Annotated in this window: 1 protein-coding gene (only partly in view); it reads left to right on the top strand. The window is 72.0% G+C overall.

The window, feature by feature from the left end; all coding sequences use genetic code 11:
- On the top strand, positions 1-19686 hold the 3' portion of the coding sequence (locus tag ACX9TP_RS34045) for a non-ribosomal peptide synthase/polyketide synthase (protein WP_482982267.1). 13074 nt of this gene lie to the left of the window's left edge; the window shows 19686 of its 32760 coding nt (coding positions 13075-32760); the start codon falls outside the window, past its left edge; the stop codon is at positions 19684-19686.

A 19686-nucleotide genomic window follows, 5' to 3' on the forward strand; every position in this document is an offset into this window, starting at 1 on the left:
GTGCTCGTGCGCGAGCTGGTCTCCTTCTACGAGGCCTTCTGCTCCGGCCGCACGCCTCAGCTGGCACCCCTGGCCGTCCAGTACGCCGACTTCGCCTCCTGGCAGCGCTCCTGGCTGCAAGGCGACGTCCTCCAGGCCCAGCTCGACTACTGGAAGCAGCAGCTCTCCGGGGCACCGGCCCTGCTGGAGCTGCCCACCGACAGGCCTCGCCCCTCCGTCCTCTCCCAGCGCGGCGCCCTGCTTCCCTTCCTCCTGCCCCTGCCTCTTTCCGAGGCCCTCTCCTCCTTCTGCCAGCGCGAGGGCGTCACCCCCTTCATGGCCCTGCTCGCCGTCTGGCAGCTGCTGCTGGCGCGCTACTCCGGCCAGGACGACGTCGTCGTCGGCTCTCCCATTGCCGGACGCACCCGGGGCGAAACCGAGGGCCTCATCGGCTTCTTCGTCAACACCCTCGTGCTGCGCACCCGGGTGCAGCCCCAGGCCTCCTTCCGTGAGCTGCTCGCCCAGGTGCGTGCCACCACCCTGGCCGCCTATGAGCACCAGCACCTGCCCTTCGAGAAGCTCGTCGAGGAGCTGCAGCCCCAGCGCAGCCTCAGCCACTCGCCCCTCTTCCAGGTCATGCTCGTGCTGCAGAACGCTCCGGCGGCGGGGCTGTCACTGCCGGACCTGTCCTTCGCCCCCCTGGAGCGTGAGGCCGAGGCCACCAAGTTCGACCTGACGCTCTCGCTGGCACAGACGCCTCGCGGCCTGTCGGGCGCGCTCGGCTACCGCACCGACCTGTTCGACGCCTCCACCGTCACCCGCATGGTGGAGCACCTGCAGACCCTGCTGGAGGCCGCGCTCGCCTCGCCCGGCATGCGCGCAGGCGAGTTGCCCCTGCTCTCTTCCTCCGAGCGCTCGCGGCTCCTCGAGTCCTTCAACACCACGACGGAGCAACTCCCGCCCCGGGAGGCGCTGCACATCCTCATCGCGGAGCAGGCTGCGCTCCACCCCGAGCGGCCCGCGGTGGCATGCGAGGGGCAGGTGCTCACCTACGGTGAGCTGGAGGCCCGCGCCAACCAGCTCGCCTGGCACCTGCGCTCGCTGGGCGTGGGCCCCGAATCGTGCGTGGCCCTGTGCCTGGAGCGCTCCGTCGACATGGTGGTGGCTCTGCTAGGCGTGTGGAAGGCGGGCGGCGCCTACGTCCCGCTGGACCCGGCCCAGCCCGCCCTCCGTCTGCGAGCGCTGGTGGAGGAAGTCTCCGCTCCCGTGGTGGTGACGGTGGCGGCACATGCGGCTGCCTTCGCGCCCTCCCAGGCACTCCGGGTGCTGCTGGATACGGATGCCGGCTTGTTCGCGAGCCAGCGCCAGGATGCGCCGCCGTGCAGCGTGTCTCCCGACAACGCGGCCTACGTCCTCTTCACCTCCGGCAGCACGGGCCGCCCCAAGGGCGTGGCGGTCTCCCACGGACAGCTCGCCCATTACGTCCACGCTGCCACCGAGCGGCTGGGCCTGAAGGACTGCGCCAGCTTCGGCCTCGTCTCCACCTTCGTCGCCGACCTTGGCAACACCGTCCTCTTCCCCTCCCTTTGCACCGGCGCCCTGCTTCATGTGCTCCCCCAGGCGCTCGCCAGCAACCCCGCAAGCGTCGCCTCCTACTTCCAGCTCCACTCCGTGGACTGCATCAAGCTCGTCCCCTCTCACCTCGCCGCCCTTCTCACCGCGCCCCAGCCCCGCCTCGTCCTGCCTCGCAAGAAGCTCGTGCTCGGCGGTGAGTCCTCCTCCTGGGCCCTCATCGACCAGGTGCGCGCTCTCGCCCCCGACTGCGAGGTCTTCAACCACTACGGCCCCACCGAGACCACCGTGGGCGTGCTCGCCGGCCTCGTGGAGGTGCCTGCCGCGGGCTCCGCACCGGCCACCGTGCCCCTGGGCCGTCCCCTGGCCCATACGCGCCTGTACGTGCTCGACGCGCGCCTGCAGCCGGTGCCCCTCGGCGTCCCTGGCGAGCTGTTCATCGGCGGCGCCCAGGTGACGCGTGGCTACCTGCACCGCCCCGAGCTGACGGCGGAGCGCTACCTGCCCGACCTCTACTCCGCGCTGCCCGGCGCGCGCATGTACCGCAGCGGCGATAAGGTGCGCTGGCTGGCCGACGGGCGCGTCGAGTTCATCGGCCGCGCCGACTTCCAGGTGAAGGTGCGCGGCTTCCGCGTGGAGCCGGGCGAAATCGCCACCGTCCTGCGCGAGCACCCCGCCGTGCGCGAGGCACTCGTGGTGGCCCGCGAGGACGCCCCGGGTGACAAGCGCCTCGTCGCCTACGTCGCGGGCACAGCGGAGCTCTCCGGCGACGTGCTGCGCGAGGCCCTCAGGGCCCGGCTGCCCGAGTACATGGTGCCCTCGGCCTTCGTCACGCTGGAGGCCCTGCCGCTGACACCCAACGGCAAGGTGGACCGCAAGGCCCTACCCGCACCGGAGGCCACGTCCTCCACTGCCGAGTACATCGCCCCGCGCACACCCACCGAGGAAATCCTCGCCTCCATCTGGGCTGCGCTGCTGCGCGTGCCGCAGGTGAGCGTGCAGGATGACTTCTTCGCGCTCGGTGGCCACTCCCTGCTCGCCACGCAGGTCGTCTCTCGCGTCCGCTCCGCCCTCGGAGTCGAGCTCTCCCTGCGCGCCCTCTTCGAGTCACCGACGCTGGAGGCGCTGGCCCGGCGCGTGGAGCAGTCCACGCGCAACACCGACCTGCCCGAGCTGCTCGCGACGCCCGTGGGCCCGCGAGCCCCGCTGTCCTTCGCCCAGCAGCGCCTGTGGTTCCTCGACCAGCTCCAGCCCGACGCGACGACCTACAGCGTGCCCCGCCTCCTGCGCCTGCAAGGCCCGCTGGACGCCCCCGCCCTGGAGCGCGCTTTCACCGAGCTGATCCGCCGTCACGAGTCCCTGCGCACCACCTTCCACCAGGAAGCCGGGGAAGCCTTCCAGCTCATCGCGCCGCCCGCTCCCTTCCACCTCTCCGTGGTGGACCTGTCCTCGCACGAAGACCGGGAGGCCGAGTCCCACCGCCTCGCCGCGCAAGAGGCCCAGCGCCCCTTCCACCTCGCCTCCGGCCCACTGCTGCGCGCCCTGCTGCTGCGCCTGGACTCGCGTGAGCACTTGCTGTCGCTGAACATGCACCACATCGTCTCCGACGGTTGGTCCGCGGGTGTGCTCGTGCGCGAGCTGAGCACCCTCTACCGGACCTTCGCCGCGGGCCAGTCCTCGCCCCTGGCCGAGCTGCCCGTGCAGTACGCCCACTACGCCGTCTGGCAGCACTCCTGGCTGCACGGGGACACCCTCGACCAGCAGCTGTCCTGGTGGCGTCAGCACCTGGAAGGCGCGCCGCACGCGCTGGAGCTGCCCACCGACTTCCCACGCCCGCCCGTGCAGTCCTCCGTCGGCGCCTCCCTCCACTTCCAATTCCCCACCGAGCTGAGCCAGTCACTCCAGTCGCTCGCACACCAGCATGGCGCCACCCTCTTCATGGCCCTGCTGGCTTCCACTCACGCGCTGCTGTCCCGTTACTCCGGACAGGATGACGTCGTCGTCGGCTCTCCCATCGCCGGACGCCGCTTCGCCCAGTTGGAAAGCCTCATCGGCTTCTTCGTCAATACCCTGGCGCTGCGCGCGCGAGTGACATCCGGCCTCACCTTCCGCGAGCTGCTGGCGCAGGTGAAGGAATCGACACTCGGCGCCTATGCCCACCAGGACGTCCCCTTCGAGAAGCTGGTGGAGGAGCTGCAGCCCCAGCGCGACTTGAGCCGCACCCCGCTCTTCCAGGTGATGCTCGTCTTGCAGAACGTGCCGCGCCCGGCGGCCCCGGCGCACCCGGAGGAGCTGTCCGTGCTTCCCGTGGAGCAGGAGCGCCTGGGCGCCAAGTTCGACCTCACCTTCACCTTCACCCACTCGCCCCAGGGACTGGTGGGCTCGGTCAACTACAGCACCGCGCTCTTCCGTGAAGACACCGTGCGCCGGCTCGTCACCCACCTGGGGGTGCTGCTGCGGGGCGCGGTCGCCCGGCCCGAAGCACGCGTGTCCGAGCTGCCGCTCATGGACGACGCCGAGCGCCAGCAGGTGCTCCTCGCCTGGAACGCCACGCGCTCCGACTACCCGCGCGACGCCTCCATCCACGAGCTGTTCCAGGTACAGGCCCGGCTCACTCCCGACGCGGTGGCCCTCGTCTCCGGCTCTGAGCACCTCACCTACCGCCAGCTCGACGAGCGCGCCAACCAGCTCGCCTGGCTCCTGCGCTCGCTGGGCGTCGCTTCCGGCACTCCCGTCGCCGTGGGCCTGGAGCGCTCCTTCGAGCTCATCATCTGCCTGCTCGGCATCCTCAAGGCGGGCGGGGCCTACGTGCCCCTGGAGACGGCCTACCCCCGCGAGCGCCTCGCGTTGCTGCTGGAGGACTCGGGCGCCACGCTGCTGCTCACCCACTCCCGTCTCGCCGGCAGCCTGCCGTCCTTCTCCGGCCGCACCGTGCTGCTGGACTCCGAGTCCGCCCTCCTCGCCCGCCAGCCCACCCACGCGCCCGCGTCCCTGACGCACGCGTTGGGGCTGGCCTACGTGATGTTCACCTCCGGCTCCACCGGCAGGCCCAAGGGCGTGCTGGTGCCGCACCGGGGCGTGGTGCGCCTGGTGTGCGGCGCGTCCTTCATGAGCTTCGGCCCCGGGCACGTCTGCCTTCAGACGGCGCCCGTCGCCTTCGACGCCTCCACGCTGGAAATCTGGGGCACGCTGCTTCATGGCGCTCGTCTGGTGCTCGCACCGCCGTACGCGCTCTCGCTGGAGGAGCTGGGGGCCCTGGTGCGCCAACACGCGCCTTCCACGCTCTGGCTCACCACGGCCCTCTTCGAGCAGATGGTCCTGCACCAGGGTGAGGCACTGGCCTCCGTGTCCCAGGTGCTGTCCGGTGGCGAAGTGATGCCCGTCCAGCGGATGCGCGAGCACCTCGCGCGCATGACTCCGGACGCCGTGTTCGTCCACGCCTACGGCCCCACCGAGAACACCACCTTCTCCACCACCCACACCCTTCGCGCGCACTCAGTGGTGGGCCACTCCGTCTCAATCGGGCGACCCATCTCGCAGTCCACCACCTACGTGCTGGATGCCGCACTCAGGCCGGTGCCGGTGGGCGTACCCGGCGAGCTGTACGTGGGCGGGGACGGTCTGGCCTGGGGCTACCTGGGCCGGCCGGAGCTGACGGCGGAGCGCTTCATCCCCGACGGCTTCGGCGACACCCCGGGCGCGCGCCTGTACCGCACGGGCGACGTGGCGCGCTGGCAGGCGGACGGCACGCTCGAGTTCCTGGGCCGCACCGACTTCCAGGTGAAGGTGCGTGGCTTCCGCATCGAGCCCGGCGAGGTGGAGGCCGTGCTGCGGCTCCAGCCCGGGGTGCGCGAAGCCCTCGTACTGGCGCGAGAGGACAGCCCTGGCGACAAGCGCCTGGTGGCCTACGTCGTGGGCGACGTCTCCGGGGACGTGCTGCGTGGGGCCCTCGCGGCCCGCCTGCCCGACTACATGGTGCCCTCAGCGTTCGTCCTGCTGGAGTCCTTTCCGCTGACGGCCAATGGCAAGGTGGACCGCAAGGCCCTGCCTGCACCGGAGGCCACGTCCTCCGCTGCCGAGTACGTCGCCCCTCGCACGCCCACCGAGGAAATCCTCGCCTCCATCTGGGCCGCGCTGCTGCGCGTGCCACAGGTCAGCGTGGCGGACGACTTCTTCGCCCTCGGCGGCCACTCGCTGCTGGCCACCCAGGTCGTCTCTCGCGTCCGCTCCACCTTCGGAGTGGAGCTGCCGCTGCGCGCCCTCTTCGAAGCCCCCACCCTCGCGGGCCTCGCCAAGCGCGTGGAGCAGGCCTCGCGCGACACCGGTCTGCCCGAGCTGCTCGCGACGCCCGTGGGCCCGCGAGTCCCGCTGTCCTTCGCCCAGCAGCGCCTGTGGTTTCTCGACCAGCTCCAGCCCGGCACCGCCACCTACAACGTGCCCCGCCTCTTGCGCCTGCAAGGCCCGCTGGACGCCTCGGCCCTGGAGCACGCCTTCTCCGAGCTGGTCCGCCGTCACGATTCGCTGCGCACCACCTTCCACCAGGAGGCCGGGGAAGCCTTCCAGCTCATCGCGCCTCACTCGCCCTTCCACCTCTCCGTGGTGGACCTGTCCTCGCATCAGGACCGGGAGGCCGAGGCCCGCCGCCTCGCCTCCGAAGAGGCCCTGCGTCCCTTCCACCTCTCTTCCGGCCCGCTGCTGCGCGCCCTGCTGCTGCGCCTGGACTCGTGTGAGCACCTGCTGTTGCTGAACATGCACCACGTCGTCTCCGATGGCTGGTCCATGGGCGTGCTCGTGCGCGAGCTGAGCGTCCTCTACCGGGCCTTCGCCGCGGGCCAGCCCTCGCCCCTGGCCGAGCTGCCCGTGCAGTACGCCCACTACGCCGTCTGGCAGCGCTCCTGGCTGCACGGCGACAGCCTGGACCAGCAGCTGTCCTGGTGGCGTCAGCACCTGGAAGGCGCGCCGCACGCGCTGGAGCTGCCTACCGACTTCCCGCGTCCGCCCGTGCAGTCCTCCGCCGGCGCCGCCCTCCACTTCCACTTCCCCGCCGAGCTGAGCCAGTCACTCCAGTCTCTTGCCCACCAGCACGGCGCCACCCTCTTCATGGTCCTGCTGGCCTCCACGCAGGCACTGCTCTCGCGCTACAGCGGCCAGGACGACATCGTCATCGGCTCGCCCATCGCCGGACGCCGCTTCGCCCAGCTCGAAGGTCTCATCGGCTTCTTCGTCAACACCCTGGCGCTGCGCTCGCGCCTGCACGACAACCCTTCCTTCGCCCAGTTGCTGGCTCGCGTGCGCGAAGCCACCCTGGGCGCCTACGCCCACCAGGACGTCCCCTTCGAGAAGCTGGTGGAAGAGCTGCAGCCCCAGCGCGACCTGAGCCGCACCCCGCTCTTCCAGGTCATGCTTGGCCTGCAGAATGCGCCCCCGTCCGCCTCCGCGCCCCCGGAGGAGCTGTCCGTGCTCCCCGTGGAGACGGAGAACGTGGGCGCCAAGTTCGACCTCACCTTCACCTTCACCCACGCGCCCCGGGGGCTGGTGGGCTCGGTCAGCTACAGCACCGCGCTGTTCCGCGAAGACACCGTGCGCCGCCTCGTCACCCACCTGCGCGTGCTGCTGCAAGGCGTGGTGGCCAGGCCCGAAGCGCGCCTGTCCGCGCTGCCGCTCCTCGACGACGCCGAGCGCCAGCAGGTGCTGGCGGACTGGAGCTTCACCGCCTCCGAGTATCCTCGCGGCTCCACCCTGCCCGAGGTCTTCTCACAGGTGGTGGCCCGCTTCCCGGAGAAGACTGCCGTCGAGTTCGGAGAAGCGAAGCTCACCTATCGGGAGCTGGACGCGCGTGCCAATCAGATTGCGTGGCACCTGCGTGGCCTGGGCGTGTCCACCGACTCGCGTGTCGCGCTCGCTGTCGACCGCTCGCTGGAGCTCATCATCTCGCTGGTCGCCATCCTCAAGGCTGGCGGCGCCTACGTGCCGCTCGACCCGAGCTACCCGCGTGAGCGTCTGGCCGCCATGGTGGAGGACGCGCGGCCCACCGTGCTCATCACCACGCGCGAATTGCTGGAGAAGCTGCCCGCCGAAGGACTGTCCACCGTCCTCATGGGAGAGGTGTCCCTGGAGGGCCAGCCGGACTTCGCGCCCCCGGTGACAGCCCACCCTGGCAGCCTCGCGTACATCGACTTCACCTCCGGCTCCACGGGCCGCCCCAAGGGCGTCGGAAGCACGCACCAGGGCGTGCTGCGCACCTTGCTGGGAGTGGACTACGCGTCCTTCGGGCCGGACGAGACGCTGCTCCACCTCGCGCCCATCTCCTTCGACGCTTCCACCTTCGAAATCTGGGGCGCGCTGCTGCATGGGGCGCGCCTCGTCGTCATGCCTCCGCACGCGCCCTCCCTGGAGGAGCTGGGCCACGCCATCCAGCGCCATGGCGTCACCACGCTGTGGGCCACCATCGGCCTCTTCACGCAGCTGGTGGACGCCCAGCCCGAGGGGCTGAGCACCGTGAAGCACGTCATGACAGGCGGAGACGTCATCTCCCCGTCCCACGTGCGCCGCGCACTGGAGGAGCTGCGCGTCCGCGTGACGGCCTTCTATGGCCCCACCGAGACCACCGTGTTCGCCACGTACCACCCGCTGACCCGGGCGGAGCAGGTGGGCCTCACCGTTCCCATCGGCCGGTCCATCGGCAGCGCGCGGCTGTACGTGCTGGACGCGTACGGGCAGCCGGTGCCCGTGGGCATCACCGGGGAGCTGTTCATCGGCGGCGACGGAGTGGCCCGCGGCTACGTGGGACAGCCGGCCCTCACCGCCGAGCGCTTCGTGCCTGACGCCTTCTCCGGCGAGCCCGGCGCCCGCCTCTACCGCACCGGCGACCTGGTCCGCTGGCTGGACACCGGCGTGCTGGACTTCGTCGGCCGGACGGATGCGCAGGTCAAGGTGCGCGGCTTCCGCATCGAGCTGGCCGAGGTGGAGACCGCGCTGCGCGCCCACTCCGGCGTGCGCGAGGCGGTGGTGGTGGCGCGCGAGGACGTGCCCGGCGACAAGCGGCTGGTGGGCTACCTCGTCGCTTCGGACTCGCTCGACACGGCCGAGCTGCGCGCGTTCCTCAAGCAGCGGCTGCCCGAGTACATGGTGCCTACCGCCCTGGTGCGCCTGGACGCCTTCCCCCTCAGCGCCAACGCCAAGATTGACCGCAAGGCCCTGCCCGCCCCGGAGTCGGTGGCCGCCTCCTCGTCCGACACCTACGTGGCCCCGCGCACTCCGACCGAGGAGCTTCTGGCCGGCCTCTTCGCCCAGGTGCTGCGCGTGCCGCGCGTGGGTGTCCACGACAGCTTCTTCGAGCTGGGGGGCCACTCGCTGCTGGCCACCCAGCTCATCTCCCGCGTGCGCTCCACCTTCGGCACGGAGCTGCCCCTGCGCACGCTCTTCGAGGCCCCCTCCATCGAGGAGCTCGCCGCGCGCATCGACTCCGTCCGGGAGTCCGCCGCTGGGAGTCCGGTCCCCGCCATCGTCCCCGTGCCCCGCACGCAAGCGCTGCCCCTGTCCTTCGCCCAGCAGCGGCTGTGGTTCCTCGACCAGCTCGCTCCCGGCAGCCCCGCCTTCAACATCCCCTTCTCCCTGCACCTGACGGGCGCGCTGGACGCGGAGGCCCTGCGTCGCGCCCTCGAAGCGCTGGTGCACCGACACGAAGCCCTGCGCACCACCTTCCGCGACGAGCCCTCCGGCTCCGTCCAGGTCATCGCCCCGCCCTCCGCCCTGAGCATGGACGTCACCGACCTGCGCTCGCTGCCTCCCGCGCGGCGTCAGGCCGAGGCGCTGCGGCTGTCCGAGGAAGAGGTCCTGCGTCCCTTCGACCTGCGCACCGGCCCGCTGCTGCGGACCACCCTGCTGGTGCTCGACGCGCAGGAGCACGTGCTGCTCCTCAACGTCCACCACAGCGTCGCGGACGGCTGGTCCATGGGCGTCATGGTGCGCGAGGTGGCGCAGCTCTACGCCGCCTTCGCCGCCGGCAGGCCCTCTCCCCTGGCTCCGCTGCCGTTCCAGTACGCGGACTTCGCCGCCTGGCAGCGCCAGTGGTTGCAGGGCCCCGAGCTGGAGGAGCAGCTCACCTGGTGGCGCCGTCAGCTGGGCGGAGCGCCGCAGGAGCTGGAGCTGCCCACGGACAGGCCCCGCACGCACCGTGCCATGCCCCGGGCGGCCCATGTCCCTCTGGTGCTCTCCAAGCAGCTCTCCGAGGCCGTGGAAGCCCTCTGCCTGCGCGAGGGCCTCACGCCCTTCATGTTCCTGCTGGCCTCCTTCCAGCTGCTGCTGTCGCGCTACTCCGGCCAGGACGACCTCTGCGTCGGCTCGCCGGTGGCCGGACGCAACCGCGCCGAGCTGGAGGGGCTGGTCGGCTTCTTCCTCAACACCCTCGTCCTGCGCACCCGCCTGGATGGAAACCCCACGGGGCGAGAGCTGCTCGCCCGCGTCCGGGATACCGCCCTGGGCGTCTTCGCCCACCAGCACATTCCCTTCGAGCAACTGCAGCCCATGCGCGACCTGCGCCAGGCGCCGCTGTTCCAGGTGATGTTCATCCTGCAGAACCTTCCCCCGTCGGTGCTGTCCATGCCGGGGCTGACGTTCCGCTCCATGGCCACCCAGAGCCGCGTCGCCAAGTTCGACCTGACGCTGGTCATGTCGCGCACCGCGGACGGCTTCCAGGGCGGGCTGGAGTACGCCGTCGACCTGTTCGACGCGTCCACCGCGGAGCGCATGGCCCGGCACCTGCTCGTGCTGGTGGAGGCACTGGTGGCGACCCCCGAGCGCCGCCTGTCCGCGCTCACGCTGCTGACAGGGGACGAGCGCCAGCGCATCCTCGGAGACTGGAGCGCCAACCCCGCGCCCTTCCCGGACGTGTGCGTGCACTCGCTCTTCGAGGACCAGGTGCGCCGCGCGCCGGACGCACTGGCCGCTTCTTTCGAGGGACAGCAGCTCACCTACGCGCAGCTCGACGCGAAGGCCAACCAGCTCGCGCACGCGCTGCGCCGCCAGGGCGTCGGGCCCGAGGTGCGGGTGGCGCTCAGCCTCGAGCGCTCGTTGGACATCGTCGTGGGCCTGTTCGGCATCCTCAAGGCCGGCGGCGCCTGGGTGCCCGTGGATCCGTTGCTGCCGCGCGAGCGCCTGGCCTTCATGCTGGAGGACAGCGGCGCGGTGATGCTGGTGACCCAGGCGCCACTGGTGGAGCGCTTCCCCGCGTCCTTCCACTCGCGCGCGCTCTGCCTGGACTCCGGGCGCGAGGCGCTGTCACGTGAGAGCACCGACGCACCGGTGACGGGCGTGGCCCCGTACCACCTGGCCTACCTGCTCTACACCTCCGGCAGCACCGGCACGCCCAAGGGCACAGCCGTGGAGCACCGCGGCGTCACCAACCTCGTCACCCAGGAGAAGGGCGTCTACGAGATTGGCCCGGGCAGCCGCGTGTTGCAGTTCGCCAGCCTCTCGTTCGACCTGTCGGTGGAGGAGATCTTCACCACGTTGTGCTCCGGAGGCGCGCTGGTGCTGGCACCCATGGAGAAGTTGATGCCGGGCGCGCCGCTGCAGCAGTTGATTCGCGACGAGGCGCTCACCGTCATCAGCGTCACCCCGGCCACGCTGGCGGCCACGCCCGCCGAGGACTACCCGGCCCTGCGCACCGTCATCTCCGGCGGTGAGGCCGTCTCCGCCGAGGTGGTGGGCCGCTGGGCGCCGGGCCGCACGTTCCACAACGGCTACGGTCCCACCGAAACGACGGTGGTGGCCACGCTGGCCATCTGCAAGCCGGACGGGAGCGCGCCCTCCATCGGCCGCCCCATGGCCAACATGCTCACGTACGTGCTGGACGCGCACGGCGAGCCGGTGCCCGTGGGCGTCAAGGGCGAGTTGTACGTGGGCGGCGTGGGCGTGGCGCGCGGCTACGCGGGCCGGCCGGCCCTCACCGCCGAGCGCTTCCTGCCGGACCCGTTCTCCGGAGTGCCCGGCGCCCGCATGTACCGCACCGGCGACGTGGTGCGCTGGCGTGAGGACGGGACGCTGGACTACCTCGGCCGTGCGGATGCGCAGGTCAAGGTGCGCGGCTTCCGCATCGAGCTGGGTGAGGTGGAGTCCGCCCTGGCGAAGCTGCCCGCGGTGCGCGAGGCCGTGGTGCTGGCGCGCGAGGACGGCCCCGGCGGCAAGCGGCTGGTGGGCTACGTGGTGGCGCACGAAGGCGTGCAGACGGACAGCACGACGCTGCGCACCGCCCTCAAGGAGACCCTGCCCGAGTACATGGTCCCCGCGGTGGTGATGCTGCTACCCGCGATGCCTCTCACTCCCAACGGCAAGGTGGACCGCAAGGCCCTGCCGGCTCCGGACTTCACGAGCGACGCGAAGGACCACGTCGCGCCCCGCACCCCCACCGAGGAGCGCGTCGCGGAGCTGTGGAGCCAGCTGCTCAAGGTCGAGCGCGTGGGCGCCAGTGACAACTTCTTCGACCTGGGCGGCCACTCGCTGCTGGCCACCCAGGCCATCAGCCGCATCCGCGCCGCCTTCGGCGTGGAGCTGCCCCTGCGCGAGCTGTTCGTGGCCCCCACCCTTGAGGGAGTGGCGCGCCGGATTGACGCTGCCATCGCGGGAGGCAGCACGCCCGCGGCGCCCAGGCAGCGCGAGGCCCTCGCGCTGTCACTGCCGGTCCTCCCCCTGGAGGAAGTCGCCGCACGGGAGAAAGCGCGCCCCCTTCCCGCGGCGCAGGCTGGCGATTCCGCTGAGCTCTCCGCCGAGGAGCGCCAGCGGGTGCTGGTGGAGTGGAACGCGACTTCCACCGAGTACCCGCGCGGCTCCACCCTGCCCGAGGTCTTCGCGCAGGTGGTGGCCCGCTTCCCCGACAAGGTCGCCGTCGAGTTCGGCGACTCGAAGCTCACCTACCGGCAGTTGGATGAGCGAGCCAACTCCCTCGCCTGGCACCTGCGTGGGTTGGGCGTGTCCACGGATTCGCGCGTGGCCCTCGCCGTGGACCGCTCGCTGGAGCTGGTGGTGGCCCTGGTCGCCATCCTCAAGGCCGGTGGTGCCTACGTGCCGCTGGACTCTTCGTACCCGCGCGAGCGCCTTGCCGCCATGCTGGAGGACTCGGCCCCGAGCGTGCTCGTCACCACGCGCGCGCTGCTGCCGAAGCTGCCGGCCCACGGGCTCGCCACGGTGGTGCTGGAGGACGTGACGCTGTCCGGCCTCCCCACGCACGCGCCCCCCTCCACCGCCCTGCCCGACAGCCTCGCGTACATCGACTTCACCTCCGGCTCCACCGGCCGCCCCAAGGGGGTCGGCACGCTCCAGTCCGCCGTGCTGCGCACCGTCTTCGGTGTCGACTACGCGCACCTCGGACCGGACGAGACGTTCCTCCTGCTCGCCCCCATCTCCTTCGACGCCTCCACCCTGGAGCTGTGGGGGCCGCTGCTGCATGGCGCCCGGCTGGCCATCTTCCCGCCCCACTCCCCCTCGGACCTGCTCGAGCTGGAGTCCGTGCTGCAGAAGCATGGCGTCACCATCCTGCACCTCACCGCCGGCCTCTTCACCCAGGTGGTGGACCACAACTTCCCCGCCCTTCGTGGGGTGAAGCAGCTGCTCACCGGTGGCGACGTGGTGAGCGCGCCCCACGTGCGCCGGGTGCTGGAAGGAATGTCCATTCCGGTGACGGCCTGCTACGGCCCCACCGAAGGCACCCTCTTCACCTCCTGCCACCGCATGACGGACGTCGCCCACGTCGGCACCTCCGTCCCCATCGGCCGGCCCATCGGCAACACCCAGGTGTACGTGCTCGACGCCTCCGGTCAGCCCCTGGCCCCGGGCGTCATCGGTGAGCTTCTCATCGGCGGCGACGGCCTCGCCCGCGGCTATGTCGGCCAGCCCGCGCTCACCGCCGAGCGCTTCGTCCCCAACCCCTTCTCCTCCTCTCCCGGCGCACGCCTCTACCGCACCGGAGACCTGGCCCGCTGGCGGCAGGACGGCGTGCTGGAGTTCCTCGGCCGCGCCGACGCGCAGGTGAAGGTGCGCGGCTACCGCATCGAGCTCGCCGAAGTGGAAGCGGCGCTGCTCGCCTTCCCCGACGTGCGCGAGGCTGTCGTGGTGGCCCGTGAGGACTCACCCGGCGACAAGCGCCTCGTCGGCTACATCGTCGCGCCCTCGTCGCTGGACATGCACGCCCTGCGCGCGGCCCTCAAGGAGCGGCTCCCCGAGTACATGGTGCCCTCCGCCCTGGGACGCCTGGACGCGCTGCCCCTCACCCCCAACGGCAAGGTGGACCGCAAGGCGCTCCCGGCTCCCTCGGCGTTCCAGGACCGCATCACCACCCGCGCGCCCCGCACCGACTGCGAGCGCGAATTGGCGGCGCTCTGGGCCCGCGTCCTCCATCTCGACACGGTCGGCGCCGAGGACGACTTCTTCGAATTGGGCGGCCACTCGCTGACAGCCACCCAGGTGCTCTCCCGCATCCGCCAGCACTTCGGCGTGGAGCTGTCCTTCCGCGACTTCTTCGCCGCACCCACCATCGCGGCGCTGGCGGAACGCATCGAGGCGCAGGCGGGCACGCGGGCCGCCACCTCCCAGCCCCTGCTCCGTCCCCGCAAGGACGGCGGCCCCCTGCCGCTCTCCTTCGCGCAGCAGCGCCTGTGGTTCTTCGCGAAGCTCGACCCCGAGAGCGCTGCCTACAACCTTCCCTTCGCCGTGCGCCTGGAGGGCGCGCTCGACGTGCCCGCGCTCGCCAGCGGCCTGCGTGGGCTGCTCCAGCGCCACGAGTCCCTGCGCACCACCTTCCACGAGCACGAGCACCAGCCCGTGCAGGTCATCAACGCCAGCCCCGCCCTGCCCGCGGGATGGGTAGACCTGGAGGCCCTGCCGGAGGACGAGCGCGAAGCCTCGCTTCAGCGCGCCCTCGAATACGAGGCCGGCCAGCCCTTCAACCTCGAAACGGGCCCGCTCTGGCGCGTGCTCCTGGTGCGTCTGTCCGCGGAGCAGCACGTGCTGCTACTCACCCTGCACCACGTCATCGCGGATGGCTGGTCCATGGGCGTGCTCGTCCAGGAGCTGGCCACGCTGTACACGGCCCACTCCGAAGGCCGCCCCGCGCGCCTGGAGCCACTGCCGGTGCAGTACGCCGACTTCGCGCTCTGGCAGCGAGACTGGCTGCGCGACGAGGCACTGGAGGCCCAGCTCGGCTGGTGGCGCGAGCAACTCCAGGGTGCACCCCGCGCCCTGGCACTGCCCACCGACAAGCCGCGTCCCGCGACGCAGTCGACTCGCGGCGCCGGGCACCCGTTCCACTTCCCGCGCGAGCTGTCGGATGCACTCGAAGCACTGTGCCGTGAGGAGGGGGCCACGCCTTCCATGGTGGTGCTCGCCGCCTTCCAGGCGCTGCTGGCCCGCTACTCCGGCCAGGACGACGTCGCCGTCGGCATGCCCATCGCCGGCCGCACGCACGCGGAGCTGGAGGGACTCATCGGCTTCTTCGTCAACACGCTGGTGCTGCGCACGAAGCTGGACGGAGACCCCAGCTTCCGCGTGCTGCTCGGCCGCGTGCGGGACATGACGCTCGGCGCCTATGCCCACCAGGACGTCCCCTTCGAGAAGCTGGTGGAAGCGCTGCGCCCCGAGCGCGAGGCCGGACGCACCCCGCTCTTCCAGGTGATGCTCGCGTTCCAGAACGCGCCCATGCCGGAGGTGATGGGCGCGGGGATGAAGCTGAGTCCCCTCATGGCCGAGCACCGCTCGGCGAAGTTCGACCTCACCCTGGCCCTTGGCGACCGGGGCGACGGGCTCAGGGGGCAGCTCGAGTACAGCACCGACCTGTTCAACGCAGCCACCGCGGCGCGGATGGTGGGGCACCTGAGAGCGCTGCTGGAGTCGGCGCTGGCGAATCCGGACCACCAGCTCTCCCGCGTGTCCTTCCTCACGCAGGACGAGCGGCACCTGCTGTTCCACGGATGGAAGGAGCCGAACGCCTCCACGGCCGCGGACGCCAGCCTGCACCGGCTCGTCCAGGCTCAGGCCCGCCTGACGCCCGACACGGTGGCCGCGGAGCATGACGGCCAGGCACTCACCTGGCGCGAGCTGCACCACCGTGCCCGCGAGGTCTACCGCGCCCTGCTCGTGCGCGGGCTGGTGGAGCGGCCCGAGCCGCCCCTGCTGGTGCCGGTGCCGCGCACGGGCGCGCTGCCCCTGTCCTTCGCCCAGCAGCGGCTGTGGTTCCTCGACCAACTGGAGCCCGGCAACCCCACCTACAACATGCCCATCGCCGTGCGGATGGAGGGGGAGTTGCACGTCGAAGCCCTCCGGCGCGCCCTCACCGAGCTGGTGCGCCGCCACGAGTCGCTGCGCACCACCTTCCACGAGCAGCAGGGCCAGCCCGTCCAGCGCATCGCGCCCGCGGACGTGCTGCCGTTGGACGTCGTGGACCTGAGCGGCCTGGGCGAGTCCGCGCCCCAGGAGGCCCGCCGCCTGCTCGCGCGCGAGGGGGCTCAGGGCTTCGACCTCGCTGCCGGCCCGCTGCTGCGCGCCGTGCTGCTGAAGCTCGCCCCGGCCGAGCACGTGCTGGGGCTCAACATGCACCACATCGTCTCGGACGGCTGGTCCCTGGGCGTGCTGGTGCGCGAGGTCGCCGCGCTCTACACCGCCTTCAGCCAGGGCCGGCCCTCGCCCCTGCCGGAGCTGTCCCTCCAGTACGCCGACTACGCGGCCTGGCAGCGCCAGTGGCTGCAAGGCGCCGTGCTCGAGGAACAGCTGACCTGGTGGCGCCAGAAGCTCGGGGGCAACGTCCCGCTGCAGCTGCCCATCGACAAGCCGCGCCCGCCGGTGCAGACGTTCCGGGGCGCGTCCGTCACGGTCCACCTGCCGCAGGCCGCGGCCCAGGCCCTCAAGGCGTTGTGCCAGCGTGAAGCCGTCACGCCCTTCATGGTGCTGCTGGCCTCCTTCCAGGTGCTGCTGTCGCGCTACTGCGGCCAGCAGGACATCTCCGTCGGCTCGCCCATCGCCGGCCGCCAGCGCGGGGAGACCGAGGGGCTCATCGGCTTCTTCGTCAACACCCTGGTGCTGCGCGCCCACGTGGACGGCACCGGCTCCTTCCGCCAGCTGCTCCAGCAGGTGAAGGAGACGGCCCTGGGCGCCTACGCCCACCAGGACATTCCCTTCGAGCGGCTGGTGGAGGAGCTGCGGCCCGAGCGCGACCTGAGCCGCGGCCCGCTCTTCCAGATCCTCTTCGCCCTGCAGAATGCGTCCGCCGTCTCCTCCGCCGCGCAGCAACCCGGCCTGGCGCTGCGGCCGATGGAGGTGGACCTCAGCGCCATCAAGTTCGAGCTGGAGCTGAGCCTGTCCGAGTCGCCGGACGGCTTCCGCGGCGTGCTGGGCTACAACAAGGCCCTGTTCGAGGCCGGCACCGCCACGCGCATGGCGGAGCACTTCCGCACGCTGGTGCAGAGCCTCGTGGCCCGCCCCGAGGCGCCCCTGGCCTCCGCGTCCCTGCTCTCCGAGGAGGAGCGCCACAAGGTGCTGGTGCGGTGGAACCAGACCGGCGCCGCCTTCCCCCACGACACCTGCGCCCACCACCTCTTCGAGGCCTGGGCCGGGCGCACGCCGCACGCCGCCGCCCTGCGCTTCGAGGGCGAGCAGCTCACGTACGCCCAGCTCGACGCCCGCGCCAACCAGCTCGCGCACCACCTGCGCTCGCTGGGCGTGCGCGCCGAGATGCCCGTGGCCCTGTGCGTGGAGCGCTCGCTGGAGACCGTCATCGCGCTCCTCGCCATCCTCAAGGCGGGCGGCGCCTACGTCCCCCTGGACTCCAGCTACCCCGTGGAGCGCCTGACGTACCTGCTGCGCGACTGCGCCGCTCCGGTGCTCGTCACCACCGCGACGCTCTCCGCCAGCCTCTCCCCCGGCCGCGAGCAGCGCGTCCTGCTGGACGCGCAGGCGGCCCTCATCGGCGAGCAGCCCACCACCGCGCCGGACACGGGCGTGACGGCCCAGCACCTGGCCTACATCATCTACACGTCGGGCAGCACGGGCCGCCCCAAGGGCACGCTGTTGCAGCACCGCGGCCTGGGCAACACCGCGCTGCAGGCCGGGCGCGCCCATGGCTACCGGCCCGGCAGCCGCGTGCTCCAGTACGCGGCCTTCGGCTTCGACGCCTCGGTGGCCGAAATCTTCGGCGCCCTGCTGGCCGGGGCCACGCTGGTGCTGGCGCCCCGCGAGCGGCTGATGCCCGGCGCCCCGCTGCGCGCGCTGCTGCGCGAGGAGTCCATCTCCGCCGTCACCCTGACACCCTCCGTGCTCGCGCGGATGGAGCCGGAGGACTTCCCCGCGCTGGAGACACTCATCTCCGCCGGTGAGGCCTGCACCCCCGAGTTGGTGGAGCGCTGGGGCGGCCGCGTGCGGCTGCTCAACGCCTACGGCCCCACGGAGGTCACCGTGTGCGCCACCCTCTCCGAGCCCCTCGCGCCCGGACAGCGGCTCACCATTGGCCGGCCCTGGGCCAACGTGCGCGCGTACGTGCTGGACGAAGCGCTGCGGCCCGTGCCGGTGGGCGTGCCCGGAGAGCTGTGCATCGGCGGCGTGGGCCTGGCCCGCGGCTACCTCGGCCTGCCGGGCCTCACCGCCGAGCGCTTCGTGCCCGACGCCTTCAGCGCCGAAGCCGGTGCACGCCTCTACCGCACCGGAGACCGGGCGCGGTGGCTGGCCGACGGCACGCTGGAGTTCCTGGGCCGCCTCGACTCCCAGGTGAAGCTGCGCGGCTTCCGGATTGAACTGGGGGAAGTGGAAGCGGCCCTGGCGCGGCAGCCCTCGGTGCGCGAGGCGGTGGCGGTGGTGCGCGAGGACGCCCCCGGCGACAAGCGGCTGGTGGCGTACGTCGTCCCCGGGGAGGGCGGCGCGCTGGACGCCGCCGCTCTGCGTGGCGTCCTCAAGCAGGAGCTGCCGGAGTACCTGGTGCCCTCAGCCATCGCCGTGCTGCCCGCGCTGCCCCTGACGTCCCATGGCAAGGTGGACCGCAAGGCCCTGCCCGCTCCGGATGTCTCGGCGGCTCGCACGCGGTACGTCGCCCCGCGCACCCCGCTGGAAGCGCAGCTCGCGCAGGTGTTCGCCGAGGTGCTGAACCTGGAGCGCGTGGGCGTCGAGGACGACTTCTTCGCCCTCGGCGGCCACTCCCTGCTCGCCGTGCGCCTCCTCACCCTCATCCGTGAGCGCACCGGCCTGACGCTGCACCTGGCGGCGCTCTTCCAGGGCTCCACCGTCGAGCGGCTCGCCACCCTGGCGCAGCCGTCCCCGGAGGCACGCCCGCGCACGCCCAACCTGGTGCGGCTCGACACGGGCACCTCCCAGCGCCGGCCCCTGTTCGTCGTCCACGGCGGCGGAGGGGCCCTGCTCAGCCATGCCGAACTCGCCCGTCACCTCGGGGACGAGCGGCCCATCCACGGCATCTTCGCTCCCGGCCTGAACGGCGGAGAGCCGCCGCCCGCCTCCATGGAGGCCCTGGCCCGCCTCTACCTGGAGCAGGTGCGCGAGGTGCAGCCCCAGGGCCCCTACCTGCTGGCGGGCTGGTCCCTGGGCGGAGTGGTGGCATACGAGATGGCGCGGCAGCTCGAGGCCATGGGCGAGCAGGTGGGACTGCTGGCCCTCATCGACTGCCTCGCGCCCTCCGGACAGGCCCGCCCGGTGCCACCTCCACTGGCGCGGGTGGCCGACTTCGCCCGGATGGTGGGGCTCCCGCTGCAGGAGCTCCCGCCGCTGGAGCTGGAGCAACTGAGTGGCCTGGAGGGCGCGGCGCTGATGGAGCGGGTGATGGAAGGGCTGCGGGACGTGCCCGCCGCCGGGGCCCTGGAGCCGTCCCAGGCCATCCGCCTCTTCGCCGTCCACGAGCGGCTCACCGCGGCGCATGACGGCTACGTGCCCGGAGGCCGCTACACGGGCACGGCCGAGCTTCTCGTGGCTTCGGCGCACCCCGAGTCCGCCAGGGCCGCGGACGGGGGCTGGTCGGCCTGGGTGTCGGGTGGCGTCAGGGTGAGCGAGGTGCCGGGGGACCACGTCACCCTGATGCAGCCGCCGAACGTCGCCACCCTGGCGGAGAAGCTCAACGGGCTCATGCGGGCACTGGAGCCCGCGAGCCCATGA

The sequence above is a fragment of the Pyxidicoccus sp. M15 genome (genome assembly GCF_056858435.1).